Below are 25,954 nucleotides of genomic sequence, written 5' to 3' on the forward strand. Positions count from 1 at the left end.
CTTGCACATCTGTCACTTAACCGAAGTTAAGTAATCATCCGTTCATCGTTCTCGCTTGCGCGAGCCGACAAACAGTGAAGCTGACACTCTCATCATCGCCCAAAGGCTAGAGAGCCGATATGCGAGATCCAAGATCGTGTAACGACCATCGAACCGCCCGCATATCCCTTCAGATATCCATCAATGTCAAACAGCAGAGGAACCAAAATCGCAGATGGTGCGCCAATCCAACTCAGCGCCCCGCCCGGTCATCAATCCCAGAATTTTCCCGACTTCCCAACCCCTCAGGGCCGGTCCGTCGCACCGTCCGGCGTGTCCCGCCCTTCGGTGAAGCGGTGTTTAGACACACCAATCAGAACCCTCAAGCAGAAAATCACACCCCGCGAACGATTTTCTCGCAAGGGCATGTTTTCGCTTCGATAATCTCCGCAAGAAATCCTGCGGCCGGATCTGCACTCAAGCACCTTCGCACGGAGACGCGACATCCAGATGACGAAAACGGCCAGATTCCGACTCGCGATTCGATGTTTGCGCATCCCGAAGGCACCATTCGGCGTCGCTGCCCAGGAAGATCGCAGCCCGGAAATGGAAAAGGGCGCAGCTTTCGCCACGCCCTCTTCGGAAACATATGCAGGAAGCGTATCAGCGCTTCGAGAACTGGAAGCTGCGGCGGGCTTTCGCGCGGCCGTACTTCTTACGCTCGACGACGCGGCTGTCGCGCGTCAGGAAGCCGGCTGCCTTCAGCGCGGCGCGCAGGCTCGGCTCGTGCAGCTGAAGCGCCTGGCTGATGCCGTGCTTCACGGCGCCGGCCTGACCCGACAGACCACCGCCCTTGACGGTTGCCTGGACGTCGTACTGACCGGCAACGCCGGCGACGTCGAAGGGCTGCTTCAAGATCATCTGCAGAACGGGACGAGCGAAGTACTCGTTGATGTCCTTGCCGTTGACGGTGACCTTGCCCGAGCCCGGCTTGACCCAGACGCGTGCGACGGCGTCCTTGCGCTTGCCGGTGGCATAGGCGCGGCCCTGCGCGTCGCGCTGCGGCTCACGGTTGATCTGGGCGTCAGCTTCGGCAGCCGGGGTGCCCGACACGACCGACTTCAGATCGTCCAGGGTTTTGATGTCTTCGGCCATGATCACGCGCTCCGGGTGTTTTTCTTGTTCAGGACCTTGACGTCCAGAACTTCGGGCTGCTGCGCTTCGTGCGGATGCTCGGCACCGGCATAGACGCGCAGGTTGGTCATCTGCTGCTTGCCCAGCTTGTTGCGGCTGATCATGCGCTCGACAGCCTTGATGACGACACGCTCGGGATGTGCGCCTTCCAGGATCTGACGTGCGGTGCGGTGCTTGATGCCGCCCGGGTGACCGGTGTGCCAGTAGTATTTCTTGTCATCGCGCTTCGCGCCGGTCATCTGCACCTTGTCGGCGTTGATGATGATGACGTTGTCGCCCATGTCCATGTGCGGGGTGAAGCTCGGCTTGTGCTTGCCGCGCAGGCGGTTGGCGACGATCGTGGCGAGGCGGCCCAGAACGACGCCCTCGGCGTCGATCAGGATCCACTTCTTCTCGATCTCCGCCGGTTTCGCGGTATAGGTTTTCATCTGTCGTCCCTTCAGGGTCGGTTTGTATTCGAGATGGCGGCTTATCCAAGATTGCGGGCCTTGGGTCAAGACGCGCGCAGCCATTATTGTCAAACGATTTCAAACGCTTGCAATATAGGTAACTGAATACCCCGACATAAGCAGCCGGAATCGCTAGGTCGCGGGCGGGATCGAATAGGTCATCGAGCATCTTGCCACGGCGCCCTCCCGTCCCTGGGACCGGATCAGCACGTCGGCGACCGCCAGTGTGCGACCCAGCTTCAGCAGCCTGCATTCCGCGATCAGGTCGCGTCCTGCGGCGGGCTTGCGCATGAAGTCGATCGAGGCGTTCGTGGTCACCGTCAGCGCAACCGGACCGATCCGCGCCAGCACCATGCAATAGACCGCAAGATCGGCCAGCCCGAACATCGCGGGACCGCTGACCGTGCCGCCCGGCCTCAGGTGATCGGTCCCGACCGCGAGTCGCGCGGTCACACTGTCGGTCGTCGCGTCCTCGACCCGGTAGGTGCCGGCCACCTGCGGAAACTCGCGTTCCAGGAAGGCGTTCAGCGCCCCCGCATCCATTGCCAATGTCATGTCGTCCCCCTGCCCCTCCGCGGCAGGTTTCCGCAGAACGGCAGGGGGATCAATGGAAAGGTCCTATGACCTTGCGGCAATATCCCGGACCAGCTGGACGAAATGCTCGCCCCGCTTCTCGAAGTTCGGGTACTGGTCGAAGCTGGCCGCCGCAGGGGCCAGCAGGACCGTCTCGCCGGGCTGGGCCTCGGCCGCGGCATGGGCCAGCGCCTGGTCCAGCGTGTCGACGACCTCGTGCGGGGTCTGCCCGATCTCCAACGCGAAATCGCGCGCCGAATGGCCATAGAGATACGCCTTGCCGACGCGCCCCAGATGCGGGGCAAGCGCCGCGATGCCGCCCTCCTTGCCCAGGCCGCCCGCGATCCAGCGGATCTTGTCGAAGGCCTGCAGCGCCTTGGCCGCGGCGTCGATATTCGTCGCCTTCGAGTCGTTCACGAAGCGGACGCCACCGATCTCGGCCACGGTCTGGCTGCGATGCGGCAGACCGGCAAAGCTGTAGAACGCGGCCTCGATGTCGCGCGGCGCGATCCCCACGGCGCGGCAGGCGGCATAGGCCGCGCAGGCGTTCTGGTGGTTGTGCGCCCCCGGCAGGCCGGTCACGTCGCGCAGGTCGATCGAGGCGACCTGCCGCCCCTTGCGGTATTCCGACAGGAACCCCTTGCGCGCAAAGACCGACCAGGAGGCCCCGTCCAGCTTCTGCCCCGCCGACACGCGGATCACCCGGTCGTCGGACGGCGCGACGGTCAGCTGGTTGGCAAGATACCGCCCCTCGACCTCGTCCACGCCGATGATGGCGCGGTCCGGGCCGCCTTCCGCGAAGAGGCGACGCTTGGCCGCGAAATACCCGCCCGGTCCACCATGACGATCCAGATGATCGGGCGAGAGGTTGGTGAACACCGCGACATCGGGCGTCAGCGCCCGCGCAAGGTCGGTCTGATAGGATGACAGCTCGAGCACCACGACCTCGCGGTCGGTCGCGGGTTCCAGCGACAGCACGCCGGTCCCGATATTGCCGCCCATCTGCGTGGGGCGACCGGTCTCTTGCAGGATGTGGTGGATCAGCGCGGTGGTCGTGGACTTGCCGTTCGATCCGGTCACGGCGATCACCCGCGGCGGTCGGTCGAAGGCGTCCCAGTCCCGCGTGGCATAGCTGCGGAAGAACAGACCGATATCGTTGTCCACCGGCACGCCCAGCTCATAGGCCTTGGCGATGACGGGATGGGGCTTCGGAAACAGGTGCGGGATGCCCGGGCTGACGATCAGCGCGGACACGCCCGTCCAGGCCGCATCGCGGGTCAGGTCGACCAGCTCCAGCCCCTCGGCCTCGGCGGCCTCGCGGGTGTCCTGCCCGTCATCCCATGCGATGACGCGCGCACCGCCCGCAGCCAGCGCCGCTGCGGTCGCGCGACCCGACCGGCCAAGGCCGAGAACCGCGATTGTCTGATCGAAGACGTCCTGAACCGGGATCATCATGGCCTCCTGAAACACAAGCCGGGGGCGCGATGCCCCCGGACGAAGATAGATAGACGGGTGATCGGCCGCGTCAACGCAGCTTCAGCGTCGCCAGCCCGATCAGCGCAAGGATCAGCGCGATGATCCAGAAGCGGATGACGATCTGCGCCTCGCCCCAGCCCTTCTTCTCGAAGTGGTGGTGGATCGGCGCCATCAGGAAGACCCGCTTGCCGGTGCGCTTGAAATACAGAACCTGGATGATGACGCTCAGCGCCTCGACCACGAACAGGCCGCCGACGATGGCCAGCACGATCTCGTGCTTGGTGACGACCGCGATCGCGCCCAGGGCGCCGCCCAGTGCCAGCGAACCGGTATCGCCCATGAAGACCGCGGCGGGGGGCGCGTTGTACCACAGGAAGCCCAGGCCCCCGCCGATCAGTGCGGCGACGAAGACCAGGATCTCGCCCGTGCCGGGGACGTGGTGGACGCCCAGGTAGTCGGTAAAGTCGACCCGCCCGACCGTATAGGCGATCACGCCCAGGGTGCCCGCCGCGATCATGACCGGCATGATCGCCAGCCCGTCCAGCCCGTCCGTCAGGTTCACCGCATTGGCCGAACCCACGATCACGACCATCGCGAAGGGGATGAACAGCAGGCTGAGATTGACCAGCGTGTCCTTGAAGATCGGCAGCGCCAGCTGGCCCGACAGTTCCGCCGGATGCAGCAGCATAGCCGCGACCGAAGCAAGGAACGCGATCCCCAGTCCAAGCGCCATCCGCGTGCGCGAACTGACGCCCTTGGTGTTCTGCTTGGACACCTTGGCGTAATCGTCCGCGAACCCGATGGCCGAGAAGCCCGCCGTCACCAGCAGCACGATCCAGACATAGCCGTTGTCCCACCGCGCCCAGAGCAGGGTCGAGAACAGCAGCGCGGACAGGATCAGAAGCCCGCCCATCGTCGGCGTGCCGGCCTTGGCCAGGTGCGATTCCGGGCCGTCGTCGCGGATCGGCTGCCCCTTCTTCTGGACGCGGCGCAGGTATTCGATCAGCGGGCGACCGAACATGAAGCCGAAGAACAGCGCCGTGAAGAAGGACGCCCCCGCCCTGAAGGTGATGTACCGGAAGAGGTTGAAGAAATCCCCGCCCTCGGACAGGTGGCTGAGCCAATAGAGCATGGCGTTATCCTTTGTCGTCTTCGGCCAGCGCGCGCAGCGCGTCGACCACGGTCGAAATGCGGGACGATTTCGATCCCTTGACCAGGACGATATCCCCCGGCTCGACCAGTTCGCCGGCCCGCCGGGCCAGTTCCGATGCGTCCTCGGCCCAGATGCCGCGCTTGTCCTGCGGCAGCGCCTCGTGCATCGCCTGCATGCGCGGCCCGGCCGAATGGACCCGCGCGATGCCGGCCATCGCCGGATCGTCGGCGACATCGCGATGCATCCGCATCTCGTCCTCGCCCAGTTCCAGCATGTCGCCCAGGATCGCGACGCGCGGCCCGCCCTGAAGGCCCGCCAGCGTCGCAAGGCCCGCAGCAAGCGAGGCCGGGTTCGCGTTGAAAGCGTCGTCGATCAGGCGGATGCCGCCCAAGGTCTCGACCGCGCCGCGCCCCTTGGGGGGCAGCCAGTTCGACATCGCGGCGGCGGCGGCCTTGGGGTCGGCGCCCGCAGCCGACAGCGCGGCCAGCACGCCGACCGCGTTCATCGCGAAATGGCGGCCCGTCGTGCGCAGGGTGAAATCCAGCGTCTCGCCGGTGATGCGCGCGCGGACCGACAGGCCGTCATCCTGCACCTCGATCCGCATGGGGCGGGCCATGCCCTGATCGCCGAAGCCCACGACGATCGCGCCCGCCGCATCCGCGCAGTCGCGCAGGATCTGGGTGACGGGAAGGTCCTCGGGGATGATGGCGGTGCCAATCGGCTCCAGCCCCTCGAAGATGGCGCCCTTCTCGCGGGCGATGCCCTCGATCGCGCCGAAAGCCTCGAGGTGGGCGGCGGCGACGGTGGTGATCATGGCGACATGCGGGCGGGCCATGCGCGACAGGGGCGCGATCTCGCCCGGGTGGTTCATCCCGATCTCGATGATAGCGAAATCGGTATCGGCAGGCATCCGCGCCAGCGTCAGCGGAACGCCCCAATGGTTGTTGTAGCTGGCCTCGGCCGCGTGGATCACGCCCTGCCCCGCCAGCGCGTCGCGCGCCATTTCCTTGGTCGAGGTCTTGCCGACCGAGCCGGTGATCGCGACGACCTTGCCCGTCATCCGCGCGCGCCCGGCACGGCCAAGCGCCTCGAGCCCCTGCAGCACGTCGTCGACGATCAGCAGCGGCGCGTCCTCGGGGACACCCTCGGGGATGCGGCTGACCAGCGCGGCGCCCGCACCCTTGGACAGGGCCTGCGCCACGAAATCATGCGCATCGCGCGCGGCGGTCAGCGCCACGAACAGATCGCCCGGACGGATCGTGCGCGTGTCGATGGACACACCGTCCACGGCCCAGTCGCCGATGGCGCGACCGCCGGTGGCGGCTGCGGCTTCGCTTGCGGTCCAAAGGCTCATATCTTGCCATCCAATGCGGCCACCGCGACCGAGGCCTGTTCGGCATCGTCGAAGGGATAGACGTCCTGCCCGATGATCTGGCCGGTCTCGTGGCCCTTGCCGCAGATCAGCAGCGCGTCGCCCGGCTGCAGAGCATCGACGCCGCGAAGGATCGCCTCGGCGCGGTCGGGCACCTCGGTCGCCTCGGGGCCGGCGCCCTCCATGACGGCGGCGCGGATCAGGGCCGGATCCTCGGTCCGGGGGTTGTCGTCGGTGACGATCACCACATCCGCGAATTCGCGCGCGGCCTGCCCCATCAGCGGGCGCTTGCCCTTGTCGCGGTCGCCCCCCGCGCCGATGACGCAGATGATGCGGCCCATCACATGCGGACGCAGCGATTGCAGCGCGGCGATGACGGCACCCGGCTTGTGCGCGTAATCGACAAAGACCGCCGCGCCGTTGTCGCGCTGCGCGACCAGCTGCATGCGGCCGCGCACGGTGGTCAGATGCGGCAGCGCGGCCAGCACCTCGTCCATCGGATCGCCCGCCGCGACGCAAAGACCCACCGCCGCCAGCACGTTTTCCGCCTGGAAGCCGCCGATCAGCTGCAGGCGGACCATCTGCGTCACGCCCATCACCGAGAAGCGCAGATCCTGCCCCGTCGCGTCATAGCGCTGGCCCAGGATGCGCAGCATCGCGCCCTCATGCGTGCCGATGCTGGTGACGGACAGGCCGCGGTCGGTCGCGATATCCGCCATCTGCCGCCCGCGCTGGCTGTCGGTATTGATGACCGCCGAGGCGCCCTCTTCCAGCACGCGGTTGAACAGCAGCGCCTTGGCCGCGAAATAGGCGTCGAAATCGGCGTGGTAATCTAGGTGGTCCTGGCTGAGATTGGTGAAGGCACCGGCCTCGACCCGCACGCCGTCCAGGCGACGCTGGTCCAGCCCGTGGCTGGAGGCCTCCATCGCGACATGGGTGACGCCCGCATCGGTCGCATCGGCCAGAACGCCGTGCAAGGTCAGCGGATCGGGGGTGGTATGGGCCAGCTTGGCCTGGAAATCACCCTCGACGCCCATGGTGCCAAGGCTGATCGCGCTGTGGCCCAAGTGCTGCCAGATCTGGCGGGTGAAGGTCGCGACGCTCGTCTTGCCCGAGGTGCCGGTCACGGCGACGACATGCTTCGGCTGCGCCTCGAACCACAGGGCTGCGGCGCCCGCCAGCGCGGCGCGGGGATCCTCGGCCACGACCAGCGCGCCTTCCCAGCCCTTCAGCGCATCGGCGGCGATCTCGGCGCCCTTGCGGTCGGTCAGGATCGCGTTCGCCCCCATCCGCAGCGCATAGCTGATGAATTCACCGCCATGCAGCGTCGCCCCCGGCAGCGCGGCGAACAGGAAGCCCACGCCCACCTGCCTGCTGTCGATGGCCAGCCCCGAGATCAGCGGATCGCGCCCGCCCTGCCCATGCAGCCCCAGCCGCGACAGCGTCACATTATCCTTGCTCAAGGGTCCCATCCGTCATTGGTTCGCGACCAGCTTTAGCTCAGTGTCTTCCCCGGGTTCAACACGGGGTTCGAAGCGGGCGTTGATCATCGGCAGGTTTTCGTCGCCGATGGCATGCAGGCCCAGAAGCGGGCCGATCCGGCGCACGACCTCGGCCGCGACGGGAACCGCGGTATAGCCGGCGGTCCGGCTCTCGCCCGCGGCAGTCTCGATCGAGGGTTCGTCCAGCGCCACGATCAGCACGTATTTCGGATCGCTTGCGGGAAAGACCGACGCGAAGGTCGCGATGACCTTGTTCTTGTAATACCCGCCCGCCGCGCGCGGCTTGTCGGCGGTGCCGGTCTTGCCCGCGATCTCGTAGCCCTCGACCTCGGCCTTGCGGGCGGTGCCGCGCGTCACCACCTGGCGCAGCATGTCCACGGCCATGGCCGCTGCGCGGGGCGACAAGATCTGCTCGCCCTCGGGGCGCTGGCGGTTGTGGATCAGCGTCGGCGTCACGCGCTTGCCGCCATTGCCGATGGTCGCATAGGCGGCGGCAAGGTGCAGCGGGCTTGCCGCAAGGCCGTGGCCGAAGCTGACCGTGGCCGAGGTGACGGCGGGCCAGCGCGACGGGACCAGCGGCTGGCCGGTCGGGGCCTCGACCATCTCGATCTGGGTCGGCACGAACAGGCCCAGCTTTTCCAGGAAGTCCTTCTGCCGGTCCACGCCGATCATCTGCGCGATCCGCACGGTGGCCACGTTCGACGATTTCACGATCACGTCCGTCGTGCTCAGCGTGCGGCCGTAATTGTGGAAATCGTTGATCAGGAACTTGCCGATGCGCATCGGCGCCTGCGCGTTGATCTGGGTCGAGGGGTTGATCAGGCCCAGGTCGATGGCCTGCGCGACCGGAAAGATCTTGAAGGTCGAGCCCAGTTCGTACTGCCCCTGCACCGCGCGGTTGAACAGCGGGCTGTCCGAGGGCTCGCCCGTCAGAAGGGGCCGGGGCCGGTCGTTCGGGTCGAAATCGGGCAGGCTTGCCATGGCCATGATCTCGCCCGAGGCGATCTCCAGCAGGATGCCCGTCGCGCCCTTGGCGTTCATGACGTCCATGCCCGATGCCAGCACCTCTTCCATGGCCTGCTGCAGGGTCAGGTCGATGGACAGCTGCAGCGGCGCGCCGTCATTGGCCGGGTCGCGCAACCATGCGTCGAAGGCCTTCTCGACCCCCGCAATGCCGATGACCTCGGCGCTGTTCACGCCCTCGTTGCCGAAACCAGACCCGCCAAGGATATGCGAGGCGATCGGCCCGTTGGGATAGACGCGCATCTCTCGCGGGCCGAACAGCAGGCCGGGTTCGCCGATATCATGGACCGCCTGCATCTGCTCGGGGCTGATCTTGCGCTTGATCCACATGAACTTGCGGCTGCCGGTGAAGTCCGCGATCAGCTTCTCCTCGGACAGGTCGGGGAAGATGCGGGCAAGACCGCGCGCCGCGCCGATCGGGTCCACCATCTGGTGGGGATGGGCATAGATGGAATGCGTCAGCAGGTTCGTCGCAAGGACGCGCCCGCGACGGTCGGTGATGTCGGCGCGCTGCGACATGATCTGGGCCGACAGGACTGCGGCGCGCGGCTCGGACGGGCTGCTGTGGGCCAGGGTGCCCATCCGCACGGCGACAAGGCCATAGGCGAAGATGAAGCAGGCGGCCAGCAGGACCAGCCGCCCCTCGGCGCGGCGACGGGCGCGGTCCTGGATCTTCTCGTGGCGGGCGCGGCGGTTCTCGGCCTCGATATCGTCGGGATTCTCGCCGCGTTCACGGGCGCGAAGAATGCGGGCCAGCGGGCGCAGGGGGGTGCGGATCATGGCTGTTCCTCGGACTGGTCGGCGGCAAGGTCTGCGGCGGGCTCGGGCGGCTTGGGATAGTCCACGCGCCCCGGATCGACGAACTGCCCCGATTCAAGCGGCACCAGCTGCAGGCGGTCGAAGTTCAGGTCGACCAGCTCGCTCAGGCGGTCGGGACGGTTCAGATAGGCCCATTCGGCGCGCAGCACGCCCAGCTCCTCGCGCAGTCCGGCGATCTCGCGCTGGACCTGGCCCATCTCTCCGATGGCGGCCTGGGTGGCGTAATTCTCGCGATAGGCCCAGAAGGCCAGCCCCATCAGGACAAGGACCGCCGCAAGATAGGCCAGGGACCGCATCAGCGCCCCTCCTGTCCCGGCAGGCTGGGCATGGCCAGCGACCGCGCATCGACATCGCCCGCGGGGGCGTCGGTGCGGATGGCGACGCGCAGCAGCGCCGAGCGCGACCGCGGGTTCAGGTCCAGCTCCTCGGGGTCGGGGCCGATGGCGCGGCGGGTGGGCAGGGTGAAGGCGGGCTGGCGTTCCTGCTGCACGGGGGCATAGCGGTTGCCGCCGCCGCCGGTATCGGCACGGGCCTGCATGAAGCGCTTGACGATCCGGTCCTCCAGCGAATGGAAACTGACGACCGCCAGCTTGCCGCCGGGCTTCAACGCGCGCTCGGCGGCCGACAGGCCCGCGACCAGCTGCCCGAACTCGTCGTTGACCCAGATGCGGATCGCCTGGAAGCTGCGCGTGGCCGCGTGGCTCTGACCGGGTTTCGGGCGCGGCAGGCAGGATGCGACCACCTCGGCCAGCTGCGCGGTGCGGGTCAGGGGACGCGCCGCCACGATGGCCCGCGCGATCCGGCGCGAGGCGCGTTCCTCGCCATAGTGATAGAGCACGTCCGCGATCGTCGATTCCTCGGCCGTGTTCAGCAGATCCGCGGCCGACGGGCCGTCATCGCCCATCCGCATGTCCAGGGGCCCGTCGCGCAGGAACGAGAACCCGCGATCCGCCTGGTCCAGCTGCATCGAGCTGACGCCAAGATCCAGCACCACGCCGTCCAGCGCCTGCCCCGCAAGTTCGTCCATGTCCGAGAACGTCCCCTCGACCAGCCGCAGCCGGTCGCCGTATTCGCCGCGCCAGCCTTCGGCCATGCGGAAGACCGACGGATCGCGGTCCACGCCGATCACGACATCGGCGCCCGCCGCCAGCAGGCCGCGGCTGTAGCCGCCCGCGCCGAAGGTGCCATCCAGCCAGACGCCCGAAACCGGGTCGACCGCGCGCAGCAGGGGATTGAGAAGTACGGGGATATGCGGATCTGCCAATGGTCAGCCCTCTTTATTCCGGCTGAGGAAGACGCGCGGGTCGAATTCCGGTCCGTGACTTTCGGCGAACTGCTCCAGCGCCTCGACATCCTTGGGACGGGAATCGGGCAGGTAGACCTGGATATAGTCGCCACGTGATTCGAAGACCGTCTCGGCCCCGTCCGCGAAGCCCAGCTTGTCGCGCAGCTTCAGCGGAAGGACCATGCGGCCTTCCTTGTCGATCTCCAGATCGGTGGACTGCCCGTTCATCAGCAGCTCCAGCCAGCGACGCTCCTGGCTGCCTCGCGGCAGGGCGTCGATCTGTTCGTCGATCTCTTCGATCGCATCGATGGTATAGAGTTCGAGCCAGTTCCACCATTCGGGGCCATAGACGGCCACCAGCTGGGTCCGGCCCGCATTCGAGCCCGCGAAGGAGGGGTCGCCCGCATCGAAGACGCGCCGCAGCCTAGCCGGGATCGACATGCGACCCTTGCCATCGACCTTGACGGTTTCGGTGCCTCTGAACTTCCGCGCCACCTTGCGTCCGCCCTCACTGTCCTGCCCATGGGCCCTGCCCTGAAACGAGAAAGGGCGGATCGGACTGCTGCCACTGCCCGATCCGCCGCCCTCGTTCCCGTTCAACCGGGCCCCTTTGCGGGGTTGGCCGCCGCCCCTGTCGCGCGCCACCTGGGGGAGGTGCTGCTCGCACGCGCGGGCCGGTCGATGTTGGAAAACGGATGCCTGTATGAAGCCTGCTTCGATCTTCGTCGGGGTCTTGGTCGCCCCTTGGTCACTGCCCGTTTTCGTGAGTTCTTTGTGTCATGGGAATTTACGGGAAGCAACGGAATTTTTCCCTACCCGGCGGAGTTTCGCGGTCAACTTGACAGTGGAAAATCATTCTGCGCCAAGCTGAACCAGGCGGTTCGCAACAACTTGTGGTGGCAGCATGCCCAACAATCAACGAGATATGCGCAATTCCCGCATTGCATAAGGCCATTGCAACTGACGCAAAGCTGCAACAGCCCGAGTGGCGGGCAATCGTGAAAATTGTCAGAACCGCCGCACGGCCAGCCCGCCGTTCACGCGGAATCACGAAGGCGAGAGCACCGCTCCCGCCTTTTCCCGGCCTTCCCGTGATTTCCCTCAGGTCCCGCGTTTTCCCGCGCCGGGGCCGTTGGACCAGCCCTCAGACGACGCCCTGGTCGATCAGGCGCTGCGCCAGATCCGCATAGGCCGCGGCCGCAGGGCCGTCGCCGGTCGCGATGGGTTTGCCCGAATCCCCCGCCAGCCGCGTCTCCAGCTCCAACGGCAGCTGGCCCAGCATGGGCAGGTTCAGCATCTCGGCCTCCTGGGCCACGCCGCCATGACCGAACAGATGCGCCTCGTGGCCGCATTTCGGACAGACATAGCTGGTCATGTTCTCGATCATGCCCAGAACGGGCGTCTTGAGCTTGTTGAACATGTCGATCGCGCGGCGCGCATCCAGCAGCGCGACATCCTGCGGGGTCGAGACGATGACCGCGCCGGTGACGGGCGCCTTCTGGCACAGGCTCAGCTGCACATCCCCCGTGCCCGGCGGCAGGTCGATCAGCAGGACGTCCAGCTCGCCCCAGTTCACCTGCTGCAGCATCTGCTGCATCGCGCCCATCAGCATCGGTCCGCGCCAGACGACGGCCTCGCCCTCGCGCAGCATCAGCCCAAGGGACATGACGGTGACGCCATGCGCGCGCATCGGCTCAATCCGCTTGCCGTCGGGGCTGTGGGGCTTGCCGGACACGCCCATCATGCGCGGCTGCGAGGGGCCGTAGATGTCGGCGTCCAGCAGACCGACCTTGCGCCCTGCCTTGGCCAGCGCCACGGCAAGGTTCGAGGTGACGGTCGATTTCCCGACGCCGCCTTTGCCCGATCCGATGGCAACGATGTTGCGCACGCCGGGAATCGGCTGCGGCCCCTGCTGGGGCGTGGCATGGCCGCCGACCTTCAGCTGCGGCGGAGCCTTGGCGGGGGCGGTCGTCACGATGCTGACGGTGGCGACACCCTCCAGCGCCTCGATCCGGCGTTTGGCCTCGGCCTCGACGCCGGACATGGCCTTGGCGGCCTCGGCATCGGCGAGCTCGATGACGAATCGCACGGCACCGTTTTCCACGACAAGGGCCCTGACAAGGTCCGCGTCCTTCAGGAATCCCCCCTGCGGCAGAGGAATATCCGCGATCGTGGTCAGAATCTTTTCGCGCGTGACGGTCATGGCGGCAGCCTTTCTTGAGAACGCGCGCAGCATGGCGCATCGCGCAGCGCACCTCAATGGGCCGTGAAAGGGTCGCCGCACGGCCCCGCAACCGCTTTCAAAACATGGGTTTTTACCGTGATCCCGTTACCGTTAACGAATGTGTCGCTTCAATTTTGTGACAGTTTTTCATCACTCAAGCTCACGATAGGTCAGGCTTAGTCATGCATTTGCTGCATGGCAGCATTCGCAAACCGTCCGTTGTGAATCGCTGCGGTTAGCGCCATCTTCATCTCAACGCAGCGCCGGACCAATCCGGGGACGGTGCAAAGGACGAACGAAAGGAAACGAACATGGCTGCAATCGCTCACACCAACGCCATCGCCGAAACCGGCCTGCGCGGCCGTATGCTGAACGCGATCCAGCGCCTGCAGGAAAACCGCGCTCGTCGTGCGGTCTACAAGCAGACCGTTCGTGAACTGAACGCGCTGACCACCCGCGATCTGAACGATCTGGGCATCAGCCGCTCGATGATCACCCGCCTGGCGCACGAAGCCGCCTGGGGCGTGAAGTAAGAATTCGAACACCGGCCCACTCCTCCTCCCTCGGGCCGGGATCGGCGGCATCCCCATCTCCTCCTCCCTCGGGGATGCCGCCCAAAAGATGCGACGGAACCCTCCTCCTCCCTTAAGGGTTTCGCGCTTGCAGCGGCGGCTCCTCTCCTCCTCCCTCGGAGCCGCCGCGACCTCATAGCCGCCCCATCTGCGGCAAGCGAACGCACCGGGTCCTCTCCTCCTCCCTCCCGGATCTGGTGCTCCGCGGTGAAGCCCTCTCCTCCTCCCCGGGCCGAACCGCACCCCAAACGCGGCCCCTCCTCCTCCCTGGGCCAGCGTTCAGCGGCGACACCCTCTCCTCCTCCCTGGGTGTCGCCGCGTCCCTCATAGCCGCCCCATATGCGGCAACCGAATTGCGCCGGGTCCTCTCCTCCTCCCTCCCGGACCTTGCGCAAGCGGTGTGGCCTCTCCTCCTCCCTGGCCGTCACCGCAACACTACGCGGCCCCTCCTCCTCCCTGGGCCAGCGTTCGGCGGCGTCACCCCTCCTCCTCCCTGGGTGGCGCCGCCTTTTCATTTCCGGAACCCGACCGACCTGCAGGCATTGATCCAGACATCACGGATCAGGGGATGCGATATGCTGCGCAAGGGCACGAAGGTCGAATGGGAATGGGGCAACGGCAAGGGCACCGGCAAGATCGCCGAGGTCTTTCACGACAAGGTCGAACGGACCATCAAGGGCCAGAAGGTGACCCGTGACGCGTCTAGGGACGATCCGGCCTATCTGATCGAGCAGGATGACGGCGATCGCGTACTCAAAAGCCGGTCCGAGGTGCAGCGCGCCGACTGAACCCTTCCGCAGGGGCCGATATGGCGCTATGGGCTGGGGATGCTCAGTTACCAGCACGCCTATCACGCCGGAAACCTTGCCGATCTGCACAAGCACGCGCTGCTGGCGACGGCGATGGATTACCTGACCCGCAAGGACAAGCCGCTGTCCTATCTCGAAACCCATGCGGGGCGCGGGCTCTACCGGCTGGACGGCGCCGAGGCCCTGAAGACCGGCGAGGCCGCGGCCGGGATCGAGCGCGCGGCAAGCCAGGGCTGGCTGCCCGAGGATCACCCGCTGATGCGCGCGCTGACCGCGATCCGCAGCAGCCGAGGGGGCAACACCTATCCGGGATCGCCGCTGATCGCCGCGCATTTCCTGCGCCCCGACGACCGCGTGCACCTGGCCGAACTGCACCCCGCCGAACATGCCGCGCTGTCCACCGTGACCGGATTCGCGACGCTGCATCAGCGCGACGGGTTCGAGATGGCGCAGGCGGTCTGCCCGCCGACGCCCCGCCGGGGGATGCTGCTGATCGACCCCAGCTTCGAGGTGAAGGCCGATTACGCCGCCATTCCCCGCCACATCGCCAAGATCGCGCGCAAGTGGAACGTCGGCGTCATCGCCCTGTGGTATCCGATCCTGACCGACGACCGGCATCTGCCGATGGTCCGCGACCTGATGCGGGACCACCCCGACGCCCTGCTGTCCGAGGTCCGATTCCCCCCGGCCCGCCCCGGCCATTCGATGGTCGGATCCGGGATGTGGGTCGTGAACCCGCCCTGGGGACTGGCCGACGAGGCCGCGCGCCTGGAAACCATCTTTGCCGAACGCGCCTGACGGGGATTCCCCACCGGCCCGCGCCTGTGGCATGATGACCGCGACAAAAGGGAAGCCACCATGCCGCAACGCCTCTCGATCGGCGCGACCGTGTTCATCGCGCTCTTCTGCGCGCTCTCGCTCTATTTCGCCTATGCCGCCGTGCAGGGGCCGTCCGGCATCCTGCGCCGCATCCAGATCGAATCCGAGACGCAGGAGCTGATGGAACAGCGCGACGCCCTGCGCGACGAGGTCGCGCAGATGCAGAACCTGACCCATCGCCTGTCGGACGAGTATCTGGACCTCGACCTGCTGGACGAACGCGCCCGCGACGTGCTGGGCCTGATCCGCGCGGACGAGATCATGATCCGCTGATCTGCCGACGAATGCGCGGAAATCCGTCGGAAGGGGCACGCTGGTCGTGCCCCTTTTCGCATGGCAGATTGCAGCACCTGACGGTTTGGGCTAGGGATCGTTTAACGCTGAACTATTCCGACCGCACAGCCAGGAGGATACCGGCATGGCCAGGAAACCAAGCTCCGAGGGAGAGGCGCCCGCGAACGTCTCGAAGGACGAGCTGCTGCAATATTATCGCGACATGCTGCTGATCCGCCGCTTCGAAGAGAAGGCGGGCCAGCTTTACGGCATGGGCCTGATCGGGGGCTTCTGCCACCTCTATATCGGGCAGGAAGCCGTCGTCGTGGGCCTCGAGGCCTGCGCCAAGGAAGGCGACAAGCGCATCACCTCCTATCGCGACCACGGCCACATGCTGGCCTGCGGCATGGAGGCGAACGGCGTGATGGCCGAGCTGACCGGCCGCGAGGGCGGGTATTCGAAGGGCAAGGGCGGCAGCATGCACATGTTCAGCCGCGAGAAGCACTTCTATGGCGGTCACGGCATCGTCGCGGCGCAGGTGCCGCTTGGCGCGGGCCTTGCCTTCGCCGACAAGTACCTGGGCAACGACAACGTCACCTTCACCTATTTCGGTGACGGCGCGGCGAACCAGGGCCAGGTCTACGAGACCTACAACATGGCGGCCCAGTGGGACCTGCCGGTGGTCTTCGTGATCGAGAACAACCAGTACGCGATGGGCACCTCGGTCAAGCGCTCGACCCGCTCGACCAGCCTGTTCGGTCGCGGCGAGGCGTTCGGCATCTCGGGCGAGCAGGTCGACGGCATGGACGTGCTGGCGGTCAAGGCCGCGGGCGAAAAGGCCGTCGCGCATTGCCGCGCGGGCAAGGGCCCCTACATCCTCGAGGTGATGACCTATCGCTATCGCGGGCACTCGATGTCGGACCCGGCCAAGTACCGGACCCGCGAAGAGGTCCAGAAGATGCGCGACGAGCGCGACCCGATCGAGAACATCCGCGAGATCCTGCTGCAGGGCAAGCACGCGTCCGAGGACGAGCTGAAGGCCCTCGACAAGGAGATCAAGGACATCGTCAACGAATCGGCCGAGTTCGCGAAGGAAAGCCCCGAGCCCGCGCTCGAGGAGCTGTGGACGGACATCTATGCCGAGGACCTGCCGCAGGGCAGCGCCACCGAGAACGCCTGAGGGGGATCATTCATGGCAACCGAAATCCTGATGCCCGCCCTGTCGCCGACCATGGAGGAAGGCACGCTGGCGAAATGGCTGAAGAAAGAAGGCGATGAGGTCAAATCCGGCGACATCATCGCCGAGATCGAGACCGACAAGGCCACGATGGAATTCGAGGCGGTCGACGAGGGCATCCTCGGCAAGATCCTGGTGGCCGAGGGCACCCAGGGCGTCGCGGTCAACACCGCCATCGCCGTCCTGATCGAGGAAGGCGAATCCGCCGACGACATCGAGACCGCATCGGCACCCGCCGAGAAGGCCCCCGCCGAGAAGGCCGAGGCCAAGCCCGCCGCATCCGCCGTCGAGGAGGTGAAGGCCCCCGAGCCCGACCGCAGCCCCGACTGGCCCGAAGGCACGCAGATGAAGACCATGACCGTGCGGGAAGCCCTGCGCGAGGCCATGGCCGAAGAGATGCGCCGCGACGAGAACGTCCTGCTGATGGGCGAGGAAGTCGGCGAATACCAGGGCGCCTACAAGATCAGCCAGGGCCTGCTGGACGAGTTCAGCGAGCGTCGCGTGGTCGACACGCCTATCTCGGAGATCGGCTTCACCGGCATCGCGACCGGCGCGGCCTTCGCGGGCCTGCGTCCCATCGTCGAGTTCATGACGTTCAACTTCGCCATGCAGGCGATCGACCACATCATCAACTCGGCCGCCAAGACGCTGTACATGTCCGGCGGCCAGATGGGCTGCCCGATCGTGTTCCGCGGTCCGAACGGCGCCGCCGCCCGCGTGGGCGCGCAGCACAGCCAGGACTATGCGGCGTGGTATTCGGCCATCCCGGGCCTCAAGGTCGTCATGCCCTACAGCGCGGCCGACGCGAAGGGCCTGCTGAAGCAGGCGATCCGCGATCCGAACCCGGTCATCTTCCTGGAGAACGAGATCCTCTACGGTCGCAGCTTCGAGGTGCCGGATCTCGAGGACTTCACCATCCCCTTCGGCAAGGCGCGCATCGCCCGCAAGGGTGCCGACGTGACCATCGTCAGCTTCGGCATCGGCATGTCGCATTCGCTGGAAGCCGCCGAGAAGCTGGCCGAACAGGGCATCGACGCCGAGGTGATCGACCTGCGGACCCTGCGCCCGCTGGATTACGGCACCATCATCGAATCGGTGAAGAAGACCAACCGTCTCGTCACCGTCGAGGAAGGCTTCCCCGTCGGCTCGATCGGGAACCACATCTCGGCCTATGTGATGGAGAACGCCTTCGACTGGCTGGACGCCCCGGTGATCAACTGCACCGGCAAGGACGTTCCCATGCCCTATGCCGCGAACCTGGAACGCCACGCGCTGATCACCGTCGACGAGGTGGTCGAGGCCGTGCGGAAAGTCACCTACAAGTAAGGGAGGCAATGCGATGCCAACGGAAATCCTGATGCCCGCGCTGTCCCCCACCATGGAGGAAGGCACGCTGGCCAAGTGGCTGGTGAAAGAGGGCGACGAGGTCAAATCGGGCGACATCATCGCCGAGATCGAGACCGACAAGGCCACGATGGAGTTCGAGGCCGTCGACGAGGGCAAGATCGGCAAGATCCTGATCGCGGAAGGCACCTCGGGCGTGGCGGTGAACACCGCCATCGCCGTGCTGCTGGAAGACGGCGAAAGCGCGGACGACATCGACAGCGCGCCGAAATCGGACGCCAAGGCCGATGCCGCCCCCGCCGAGGCCCCGCGCGAAGTGCAGGGCCAGGCGGATGCCGACATCTCGCCCGCGAAATCGGCAGGCGGCTCGCCCGCGCCGAAATCCGGCGACGGCCAGCGTATCTTCGCCTCGCCCCTGGCGCGCCGCATCGCGGCCGACAAGGGCCTGGACCTGACCCAGATCGAGGGCTCGGGCCCGCGCGGCCGGATCGTCAAGGCCGATGTGGAAAACGCGCAGCCCAAGGCCGCGGCGCCCGCCGCCAAGCCCGAAGCCGCGGCACCCGCCGCCGCACCCGCGCCCAAGGCCCCTTCGGCCGATGCCATCGCCAAGATCTATGCCGATCGCGAAACCGAAGAGGTCCAGCTGGACGGCATGCGCCGCACCATCGCGCAGCGCCTGGGCGAGGCCAAGCAGACCATCCCGCATTTCTACCTGCGCCGCTCGGCCAAGCTGGATGCGCTGATGGAATTCCGCGCCACGCTGAACAAGCAGCTGGAAGGCCGGGGCGTGAAGCTGTCGGTCAACGACTTCGTCATCAAGGCCTGCGCGCTGGCCCTGCAAGAGGTTCCCGACGCGAACGCCGTCTGGGCGGGCGACCGGATCATCAAGCTGAAGCCCTCGGACGTGGCGGTTGCCGTCGCGGTCGAAGGCGGTCTCTTCACGCCGGTGCTGAAGGATGCCGACATGAAGACGCTGTCCAAGCTGTCGGCCGAGATGAAGGACCTGGCGGGCCGCGCCAAGTCGAAGAAGCTGGCACCCCACGAATACCAGGGCGGCAGCTTCGCGATCAGCAACCTGGGAATGTTCGGGATCGAGAATTTCGATGCCGTCATCAACCCGCCGCACGGTGCGATCCTTGCGGTCGGCGCGGGCATCAAGACCCCCGTGGTCGAGGGCGATCAGGTCGTCATCCGCAACGTGATGTCGATGACCCTGTCGGTCGATCACCGCGTGATCGACGGCGCATTGGGCGCCCAGCTGATGGAACGTATCGTCTCGCATCTGGAAAACCCGGTCGGCATGCTCGCCTGATCCCGGATCTTCCGGCACGTTTCAGAAAGGGGGCCTTCGCGGGCCCCCTTTCGCGTTTCAAACGACCTTTCAGGCCACGGCCTTCTCGATCGCCGCCACGAAATCGTCCAGGTCGTCCGGATTGCGGCTGGTGATGATGTTGCCGTCCACCACGACGCTTTCATCCACCACCTCGGCGCCCGCATTGGCAAGGTCGGTGCGGATGGAATCGAAGCTGGTCATGCGCCGCCCCTTGGCCAGCCCCGTCTCGATCAGCAGCCAGGGCGCGTGGCAGATCGCGGCGACGGGCTTGCCCGCCTCGCCGAATTCGCGGATCAGCGACAGCGCCTTGTCGTTCAGGCGCAGCACGTCGGGATTGATCTGGCCGCCCGGCAGCACCAGCGCATCATAGGCGCCCGCCCCCGCATCCGCGATGGTCAGGTCCGCCGCGACCGACTTGCCCCAGTCGGTCTGGTCCCAGCCGCGGATATCGCCCTTCTCGGGGGCGGCCAGGTGCACCTCGTGACCCGAGGCGCGCAGCTTCTCCAGCGGGACGAAAAGTTCGGACTGCTCGAATCCGTCGGATGCGACGATCAGGATCTTGGCCATGAAAGCCTCCATTGGTTGGGTCCTCGTGTCCCATCCAATGACGCTGCGGCCCGACCGGTTCCTGCGTCAGAAGGTGACGGTCACGCCCGGCAGCCGCAATTCGTTGATCAGCTCGCGCAGTTCCTGGCGCGCGGCGATATGCGACATGCTGAGGTTCTCGATGCCGACATCCTTCATGTCCAGCAACGTCAGCCCGCGCGGGAACAGCTCGCGGAAGATCACCCGCTCCGAGAAGCCCGGAGAGACGCGGAACCCGATGCGCCGCGACAGCTGGTCCAGCGCACCGCCCACGCGGCGCTTGTTGTGCATCTGCTGCGTGCCCAGCCTGTTGCGCAGCACCAGCCAGTCGATCGGCCCCGCCCCCGCCTGCGCCCGCATCTGCCGCGCGTTCCACACCATCTCGGAATAAATCGAAGGCCCGAGGATCTCCTGTTCGGGGGACAGGCGGGCCAGCAGGTCGAAATCGACGAAGCTGTCGTTCAGGGGCGTCAGCAGCGTGTCGGCCAGCGTATGGGCCATCTGGCTCAGCTTGGTGTGCGATCCGGGGCAGTCGATCAGGATGAAGTCGCATTGCCGCTCCAGCAGCTCCAGCGCGGGGGACAGCGGGTCCGGCCCCTCGGCCAGCTGGGCCACGACCGGCATCGGCAGGTCCAGCCCCTCGCGGGCGCGGAAGGCGGCGCGGTTCTCGATATAACGGGCGAAGCTGCGCTGGCGGACGTCCAGGTCCAGGCCGCCGACCGTATGGCCCAGGCGCGCCAGCGCCGTCGCCACATGCATCGAGGTCGTCGACTTGCCCGAGCCGCCCTTCTCGTTTCCGACGACGATGATATGCGCCACGTCCCGCCCCGCTTCCTTGTCCCTTCCGCGAACGTAACGAGGGCGTGATCCAAAGAAAAGCCGTCGCGACGCGTTCACCCACAAGATGTGGCGGCGGGCCACGATCCCCTGCGGTCAGTCGCCGTCCCGCAGCGCATGCAGCGCGGCCTGCACCTTGGGCGTGCGGTGCAAATCCACGTGGGTGACCAGCCACAGCGGCGCATCCCATTCCGGCAGATGCAGCGCCAGTTCCAGCCCCGCGCTGCGCGAGGGCGGCAGGATCCCGACGGCCAGCCCCGCGCGGACGACCTGCTCGCGGGCGTCGTCCTCGGGGGCGGTCATCAGGATGTTCTCGGGGCGGATGCGTTCCAGCAGCCAGCGCGTGCAGGGGGCCAGCGCGCCCCCGGTCGCGGGCAGCGCGAAGCAATGGCGGTCCAGGTCGTCGATGGGGCCGTGCCGCTGCATGTAGTCGCGGGTGGCGAACAGCGCGTGCCCGCCCGACCCCATGGCGCGGACGACATAGTCCGGCTCGGTCGGTCTGGCGCCTGCGCGGATCGCGACATGCGCCTCTCCGGCGTCAAGGCGCAGCAGGCGCAGATCGGGGGCATAGTTCACGCGCAGGCCCGGATGACGCCGCATCAGCCCGATCAGCCGCGGCATGACCACATCCGCAAGACCGGGAAGCGAGGTGACGGTCAGCTGCCCCTCGACCCGGTCGCCCGCACCCTCGATCTGGGCGGCCATCTGGGCAAAGCGCTCCTCGGCCGCGGCCCCCGCCGCCAGCATCGCGCGCCCCGTCTCGGTCAGGGCATAGCCGCGCGCATGGCGCTGGAACAGCCGCGTGTGCAGTGCATCCTCCAGCGCGTCGATGCGGCGGATGACGGTCGCATGATGCACCCCAAGCGCCGTCGCGGCCCCGCTGACGGTGCCGTGACGCGCCACCGCAAGAGCCACGCGGATATCGTCCCAAGTCTCGACCGGCATGTGCATCTCCGCACAGATACTGCGCGATTATCGGCGTTTCGTTCGCGGATGCATAGGACTAAGTAAGCTGCAATCCAACATGAAGCGGAGATCTTCCGATGAACATCCTGCATATCGACAGCGCCATCACCGGCGACCAATCCGTCACCCGCAAGCTGACCGCCGACGTCGTGGCCCGCCTGACCGCCGCGAACCCCGCGGCCAAGGTGACCTATCGCGACCTGAACCAGGGCGTGACGCCCATCGACGGCGAATGGTTCACCGCCGTCCGCGTCGGCACCGACAACCCCACCCCCACGCAGGAGCGCCACGTCCAGATCTCGGACGAGCTGCTGGCCGAGGTGCAGGATGCCGACACGCTGGTGATCGGGCTGCCGGTCTACAACTTCACCCTGCCCGCGCAGCTGAAGAACTGGCTGGACCAGATCGCCCGCGCAGGCATCAGCTTCCGCTATACCGCCGAGGGCCCCGAGGGCCTGCTGACCGGCAAGCGCGCCATCGTCGCCTATGCCGCCGCGGGCACGCCCTTCGGGTCGGACCTGGACCACGCCTCGGGCTATGTCCGTCACATGCTGGGCTTCCTGGGCATCACGGACGTGACCTTCGTGCCCGCGGACGGCCTTGCGATGGACCGTGATGCCGGAATGGCACGCGCCGAGGCCGCGCTGCAGGAAATCGCGGCCTGATCCGCGAAGCCGCTTGGTGAATGCGACCGGACCGTTGCAACTGGTCCGGTCGTATTTTTCCAAGGATCATTTCACCATGCGTGCATTCGCGCTTCTTCTGGCCGCAGCCCTGATCGCAGGGCCTGCGGTCGTTTCGTTTCCGCGGCAGGCGTCCGCCCAGACCTCGTTCGGGGCCGCGCCCGTTTCCGTGCAGAACCGCGAGGAATGGAGCCGCGCCACCGCCGGCGCGCTCGAAGCCGCGATGCGGCGCATGGGGTCCAGCCTTGTCGGCCAGGGCCACATGATGGGCATCTCGCTCGAGGTCGGGCTGGTCATCGCGCGCGACGGCAGCGTCCGGCAGGCAAACATCCTGCGCAGCTCCGGCAGGCCGTCGATCGACGCCGCCGTCCAGCGCGGATTCTCGCGCGATCTGGGCATCCCGCCCTTCAGCAGCGACATGACGGACGACTCGGTCAGCCTCGTGCTGCCCATGGGGACCGTCAGACACTGACCGGGACGATTGACTCGGACACGGGAATCCCCTAAGCAACCCGGGATTCCCGGAAGGCCGTCCTTCCGGTCCCCGCATGGCGCGGGGATCGCCCCCCGTCAGCGCGTCGCGCCCACGGGGGCAAAACCGTATTGGAGCCATCAGGAGGCCCGGCCATGTTCGAGAACCTTTCCGACCGTCTTGGCGGCGTCTTCGACCGGCTGACCAAGCAAGGTGCCCTGTCCGAGGACGATGTCACCGCCGCCATGCGCGAGGTCCGCGTCGCCCTGCTCGAGGCCGACGTCTCGTTGCCGGTGGCGCGCGGCTTCGTCAAGGCCGTCACCCAGAAGGCCACCGGCGCCGCCGTCACGAAATCGGTCACCCCCGGCCAGCAGGTCGTCAAGATCGTCCATGACGAACTGATCCGCGTCCTGCAGGGCGAGGACGCCCCCGAGGCACTGCGCATCGACAACCCGCCCGCCGCCATCCTGATGGTCGGCCTTCAGGGCTCGGGCAAGACCACGACCACCGCCAAGCTGGCCCTGCGCCTGAAGGACCGCGAGAAGAAGCGCGTCCTGATGGCCTCGCTCGACACGAACCGCCCGGCCGCGATGGAGCAGCTGGCCATCCTGGGCCAGCAGATCGGCGTCGACTGCCTGCCCATCGTGCCGGGCCAGACCGCGCCCCAGATCGCCAAGCGCGCCAAGCAGCAGGCATCGCTCGGGGGTTACGACGTGGTGCTGCTGGACACCGCCGGCCGCCTGCATATCGACGAGACCCTGATGTCCGAGGTCCAGCAGGTCCGCGACATCGCCGACCCGCGCGAGACGATCCTGGTCGTCGACGGCCTGACCGGCCAGGACGCCGTGAACGTCGCGACCGAGTTCGACGGCAAGGTCGGCATCTCGGGCGTGGTGCTGACGCGGATGGATGGCGACGGGCGCGGCGGTGCCGCCCTGTCGATGCGCCAGGTCACCGGCAAGCCCATCCGCTTCGTCGGCCTGGGTGAGAAGATGGACGCGCTGGAAGCCTTCGACGCGCAGCGCGTCGCGGGCCGCATCCTGGGCATGGGCGATATCGTCGCCCTGGTCGAGAAGGCGCAGGAGGTGCTGGAGGTCGAGCAGGCCGAGCGCATGATGAAGCGCTTCCAGAAGGGTCTGTTCAACATGAACGACCTCAAGGGCCAGCTGGAACAGATGCAGAAGATGGGCGGCATGCAGTCGATCATGGGCATGATGCCCGGCATGCAGAAGATGGCCAAGCAGGCCGAGGCGGCCGGTTACGACGACACCGTCGTGCGCCGCCAGATCGCGCTCATCAACTCGATGACCAAGAAGGAACGCGCCAATCCCGACCTGCTGCAGGCCAGCCGCAAGAAGCGGATCGCCGCGGGTGCCGGCCTCGAGGTGTCGGAACTGAACCGCCTGCTGAAGATGCAGAAGCAGATGGCCGACACGATGAAAAAGCTGGGCAAGATGGGCAAGGGCGGCATGCTGAAGCAGGCCATGCGCGCCATGACCGGCAAGGGCGGCGGGCTGCCCGACATGGCCAACATGGACCCCGAGAAGATGGCCGAGGCCCAGAAGATGCTGCAGGACCCCAAGGGCCTGGGCGGTCAGCTGGGCAAGGCCGGTCTGCCCGGCGGCCTGGGCGGGATGTTCGGCAAGAAATGATCCAGCTGTCCCCCACCCCCCGGATCGAGACCGACCGGCTGGTGCTGCGTGCACCGGCGGCGGGCGACTGGCCGCATTGGCGGGACTTCATGTCCACCGATCGCGCCCGGTTCGTCCGCGACGGCGATTTCGACGAGGGCAAGGTCTGGCGCGCCTTCGGGCATGTCATAGGCCATTGGGTGATGCGCGGCTGGGGGATGTTCGCCATCACGGCGAAGGGCGACGACACGCCCATCGGCATGGCGGGCCCGTGGTTCCCCGCAGGCTGGCCCGAACGCGAGATCGGCTGGACGATCTGGTCCGGGGCCGCCGAGGGTCGCGGCCTTGCCCGCGAGGCGGCCGTTGCCGCGCGCGATCACGCCTTCGGCACGCTCGGCTGGGATACGGCCGTCAGCTATGTCGATGCGCGGAACACGCGGTCCATCGCGCTGGCCGAACGGCTGGGGGCCACGCTCGACGATACCGCGAAGGCGCCGGCCTCGGATCGGCCCTGTCTTGTCTTCCGCCACCCGGCGGGTTCCTCGAAAGGTGCCGCATGACCGATCCCGCACTCCGCGCAGCCGAGCTGCTGAAGGAACACCGCGCCAGCATCGACCGGCTGGACGCGATCATCGTCTATACGCTTGCCGAAAGGTTCAAGCACACGCAATCGGTCGGCCATCTCAAGGCCGAACACGATCTTCCACCCTCTGATCCCGCCCGCGAGGCGACCCAGATCGAGCGGCTGGAACGCCTCGCGCGCGAGGCCGATCTCGACCCGGAATTCGCGCGCAAATTCCTGAACTTCGTGATCGCCGAAGTGATCCGGCATCACGAAAGCTATCAGTCGTAAGGCGCCGCCGCGCCGCGACATCTGCCATTCAAAGGAGAAACTCAAATGGCCGTTAAAATCCGTCTCGCCCGTGGTGGTTCGAAGAAGCGTCCCCACTATGCAATCGTCGCAGCCGACACGCGCATGCCGCGCGACGGCCGCTTCCTGGAGAAGCTGGGCACCTACAACCCGCTGCTGCCGAAAGACAGCGAAGAGCGCGTGAAGATGGACGTCGAGCGCGTCCAGCACTGGATCGCCCAGGGCGCCCAGCCGACCGACCGCATCGCGCGCTTCCTGGAAGCCGCAGGCGTGCGCGAGAAGGCGACCCGCCAGAACCTGAAGAAGGCCGTTCCGGGCGCGAAGGCCACCAAGCGCGCCGAAGAGCGTGCCGAGAAGGCAGCCGCAGCTTCGGCCGACGCCGAGTGATGCAGGATGGCCCGGCGCACCCCGCC

Annotated in this window: 28 protein-coding genes; 13 read left to right on the top strand and 15 right to left on the bottom strand. The window is 66.9% G+C overall.

What is annotated here, in order from left to right; genetic code table 11:
- Window positions 1-642 precede the first annotated feature (642 nt).
- The 12 genes from rpsI to F804_RS0110395 all read right to left on the bottom strand — a co-directional run bounded on the left by rpsI (window position 643) and on the right by F804_RS0110395 (window position 13,028).
- A complete protein-coding gene (rpsI, locus tag F804_RS0110340; RefSeq protein WP_028725861.1) occupies window positions 643-1,134 on the bottom strand; it encodes a 30S ribosomal protein S9 in 492 nt (163 codons plus the stop codon).
- 2 nt (window positions 1,135-1,136) lie between these two features.
- A complete protein-coding gene (gene rplM, locus F804_RS0110345) occupies window positions 1,137-1,601 on the bottom strand; it encodes a 50S ribosomal protein L13 (RefSeq protein WP_022707675.1) in 465 nt (154 codons plus the stop codon).
- A gap of 153 nt (window positions 1,602-1,754) precedes the next feature.
- Complete coding sequence (locus F804_RS0110350) at window positions 1,755-2,177, bottom strand: PaaI family thioesterase (protein WP_028725862.1); 423 nt, start codon at window positions 2,175-2,177, stop codon at window positions 1,755-1,757.
- A gap of 63 nt (window positions 2,178-2,240) precedes the next feature.
- The gene (murD, locus tag F804_RS0110355; protein WP_028725863.1) at window positions 2,241-3,647 is read right to left on the bottom strand and encodes a UDP-N-acetylmuramoyl-L-alanine--D-glutamate ligase; all 1,407 of its coding nucleotides are present in this window, start codon (window positions 3,645-3,647) and stop codon (window positions 2,241-2,243) included.
- A 73-nt stretch (window positions 3,648-3,720) separates the two neighbouring features.
- Window positions 3,721-4,803 carry a phospho-N-acetylmuramoyl-pentapeptide-transferase gene (gene mraY, locus F804_RS0110360; RefSeq protein WP_022707678.1) on the bottom strand — a complete coding sequence of 361 codons (1,083 nt, stop codon included), beginning with the start codon at window positions 4,801-4,803 and terminating at the stop codon, window positions 3,721-3,723.
- A gap of 4 nt (window positions 4,804-4,807) precedes the next feature.
- Entirely contained in the window at window positions 4,808-6,178 is a 1,371-nt protein-coding gene (locus tag F804_RS0110365; protein WP_022707679.1) for a UDP-N-acetylmuramoyl-tripeptide--D-alanyl-D-alanine ligase, read from the bottom strand.
- On the bottom strand, window positions 6,175-7,668 hold the full coding sequence (locus tag F804_RS0110370; RefSeq protein WP_028725864.1) for a UDP-N-acetylmuramoyl-L-alanyl-D-glutamate--2,6-diaminopimelate ligase: 1,494 nt from the start codon (window positions 7,666-7,668) through the stop codon (window positions 6,175-6,177). The genes F804_RS0110365 and F804_RS0110370 overlap by 4 nt, the downstream gene beginning before the upstream one ends.
- 3 nt (window positions 7,669-7,671) lie before the next feature.
- A complete protein-coding gene (locus F804_RS16250; protein ID WP_084686588.1) occupies window positions 7,672-9,501 on the bottom strand; it encodes a peptidoglycan D,D-transpeptidase FtsI family protein in 1,830 nt (609 codons plus the stop codon).
- Window positions 9,498-9,836: a cell division protein FtsL gene (ftsL, locus tag F804_RS0110380; RefSeq protein WP_028725865.1), complete on the bottom strand. Its 339-nt coding sequence runs from the start codon at window positions 9,834-9,836 to the stop codon at window positions 9,498-9,500. Before ftsL ends, F804_RS16250 begins: the two co-directional genes overlap by 4 nt.
- Window positions 9,836-10,804, bottom strand: a complete 969-nt coding sequence (gene rsmH, locus F804_RS0110385; protein ID WP_022707682.1) for a 16S rRNA (cytosine(1402)-N(4))-methyltransferase RsmH — start codon at window positions 10,802-10,804, stop codon at window positions 9,836-9,838. The genes ftsL and rsmH overlap by 1 nt, the downstream gene beginning before the upstream one ends.
- Window positions 10,805-10,807: 3 nt before the next feature.
- A complete protein-coding gene (locus F804_RS0110390; protein ID WP_028725866.1) occupies window positions 10,808-11,320 on the bottom strand; it encodes a division/cell wall cluster transcriptional repressor MraZ in 513 nt (170 codons plus the stop codon).
- Between the two features lie 649 nt (window positions 11,321-11,969).
- Window positions 11,970-13,028 (bottom strand): Mrp/NBP35 family ATP-binding protein, encoded by a 1,059-nt coding sequence (locus tag F804_RS0110395; RefSeq protein WP_022707684.1) that lies wholly within the window; start codon window positions 13,026-13,028, stop codon window positions 11,970-11,972.
- 332 nt (window positions 13,029-13,360) lie between these two features.
- Between F804_RS0110395 and F804_RS0110400 the strand changes: the two genes are divergently transcribed.
- The 7 genes from F804_RS0110400 to F804_RS0110430 all read left to right on the top strand — a co-directional run bounded on the left by F804_RS0110400 (window position 13,361) and on the right by F804_RS0110430 (window position 19,475).
- The gene (locus F804_RS0110400) at window positions 13,361-13,582 is read left to right on the top strand and encodes a DUF1127 domain-containing protein (protein ID WP_022707685.1); all 222 of its coding nucleotides are present in this window, start codon (window positions 13,361-13,363) and stop codon (window positions 13,580-13,582) included.
- A gap of 614 nt (window positions 13,583-14,196) precedes the next feature.
- Window positions 14,197-14,409, top strand: a complete 213-nt coding sequence (locus tag F804_RS0110405) for a hypervirulence associated TUDOR domain-containing protein (protein WP_022707686.1) — start codon at window positions 14,197-14,199, stop codon at window positions 14,407-14,409.
- A gap of 39 nt (window positions 14,410-14,448) precedes the next feature.
- Window positions 14,449-15,228, top strand: coding sequence for a 23S rRNA (adenine(2030)-N(6))-methyltransferase RlmJ (locus F804_RS0110410; protein WP_022707687.1), 780 nt, complete (start codon window positions 14,449-14,451; stop codon window positions 15,226-15,228).
- Window positions 15,229-15,288: 60 nt separating this feature from the next.
- Window positions 15,289-15,582, top strand: a complete 294-nt coding sequence (locus F804_RS0110415; RefSeq protein ID WP_022707688.1) for an FtsB family cell division protein — start codon at window positions 15,289-15,291, stop codon at window positions 15,580-15,582.
- Between the two features lie 145 nt (window positions 15,583-15,727).
- Complete coding sequence (pdhA, locus tag F804_RS0110420; protein WP_022707689.1) at window positions 15,728-16,762, top strand: pyruvate dehydrogenase (acetyl-transferring) E1 component subunit alpha; 1,035 nt, start codon at window positions 15,728-15,730, stop codon at window positions 16,760-16,762.
- A 12-nt stretch (window positions 16,763-16,774) separates the two neighbouring features.
- A complete protein-coding gene (locus tag F804_RS0110425) occupies window positions 16,775-18,145 on the top strand; it encodes a pyruvate dehydrogenase complex E1 component subunit beta (protein ID WP_022707690.1) in 1,371 nt (456 codons plus the stop codon).
- A 13-nt stretch (window positions 18,146-18,158) separates the two neighbouring features.
- Window positions 18,159-19,475 (top strand): pyruvate dehydrogenase complex dihydrolipoamide acetyltransferase, encoded by a 1,317-nt coding sequence (locus F804_RS0110430; RefSeq protein WP_028725868.1) that lies wholly within the window; start codon window positions 18,159-18,161, stop codon window positions 19,473-19,475.
- 69 nt (window positions 19,476-19,544) lie between these two features.
- Here the strand turns inward: F804_RS0110430 and F804_RS0110435 are convergent, their stop codons facing one another.
- The 3 genes from F804_RS0110435 to F804_RS0110445 form a co-directional block, all read right to left on the bottom strand.
- On the bottom strand, window positions 19,545-20,063 hold the full coding sequence (locus F804_RS0110435) for a DJ-1/PfpI/YhbO family deglycase/protease (protein WP_084686596.1): 519 nt from the start codon (window positions 20,061-20,063) through the stop codon (window positions 19,545-19,547).
- Between the two features lie 66 nt (window positions 20,064-20,129).
- Window positions 20,130-20,900 (bottom strand): division plane positioning ATPase MipZ, encoded by a 771-nt coding sequence (locus F804_RS0110440; RefSeq protein WP_022707693.1) that lies wholly within the window; start codon window positions 20,898-20,900, stop codon window positions 20,130-20,132.
- Between the two features lie 114 nt (window positions 20,901-21,014).
- Window positions 21,015-21,863: a LysR family transcriptional regulator gene (locus tag F804_RS0110445; RefSeq protein ID WP_028725869.1), complete on the bottom strand. Its 849-nt coding sequence runs from the start codon at window positions 21,861-21,863 to the stop codon at window positions 21,015-21,017.
- A 98-nt stretch (window positions 21,864-21,961) separates the two neighbouring features.
- Here F804_RS0110445 and F804_RS0110450 point away from each other — a divergent pair, with 98 nt between their 5' ends.
- The 6 genes from F804_RS0110450 to rpsP all read left to right on the top strand — a co-directional run bounded on the left by F804_RS0110450 (window position 21,962) and on the right by rpsP (window position 25,928).
- Window positions 21,962-22,549, top strand: coding sequence for an FMN-dependent NADH-azoreductase (locus tag F804_RS0110450; protein WP_022707695.1), 588 nt, complete (start codon window positions 21,962-21,964; stop codon window positions 22,547-22,549).
- A gap of 76 nt (window positions 22,550-22,625) precedes the next feature.
- Complete coding sequence (locus tag F804_RS0110455; RefSeq protein WP_022707696.1) at window positions 22,626-23,039, top strand: energy transducer TonB; 414 nt, start codon at window positions 22,626-22,628, stop codon at window positions 23,037-23,039.
- 155 nt (window positions 23,040-23,194) lie between these two features.
- On the top strand, window positions 23,195-24,691 hold the full coding sequence (gene ffh, locus F804_RS0110460; protein ID WP_022707697.1) for a signal recognition particle protein: 1,497 nt from the start codon (window positions 23,195-23,197) through the stop codon (window positions 24,689-24,691).
- Entirely contained in the window at window positions 24,688-25,230 is a 543-nt protein-coding gene (locus F804_RS0110465) for a GNAT family N-acetyltransferase (RefSeq protein WP_022707698.1), read from the top strand. The genes ffh and F804_RS0110465 overlap by 4 nt, the downstream gene beginning before the upstream one ends.
- Window positions 25,227-25,523, top strand: coding sequence for a chorismate mutase (locus tag F804_RS0110470; protein WP_022707699.1), 297 nt, complete (start codon window positions 25,227-25,229; stop codon window positions 25,521-25,523). Before F804_RS0110465 ends, F804_RS0110470 begins: the two co-directional genes overlap by 4 nt.
- A 45-nt stretch (window positions 25,524-25,568) precedes the next feature.
- Entirely contained in the window at window positions 25,569-25,928 is a 360-nt protein-coding gene (gene rpsP, locus F804_RS0110475) for a 30S ribosomal protein S16 (protein ID WP_022707700.1), read from the top strand.
- Window positions 25,929-25,954: the final 26 nt, after the last annotated feature.

The organism is Paracoccus zeaxanthinifaciens ATCC 21588, from assembly GCF_000420145.1.
GTDB classification, from domain to species: domain Bacteria; phylum Pseudomonadota; class Alphaproteobacteria; order Rhodobacterales; family Rhodobacteraceae; genus Paracoccus; species Paracoccus zeaxanthinifaciens.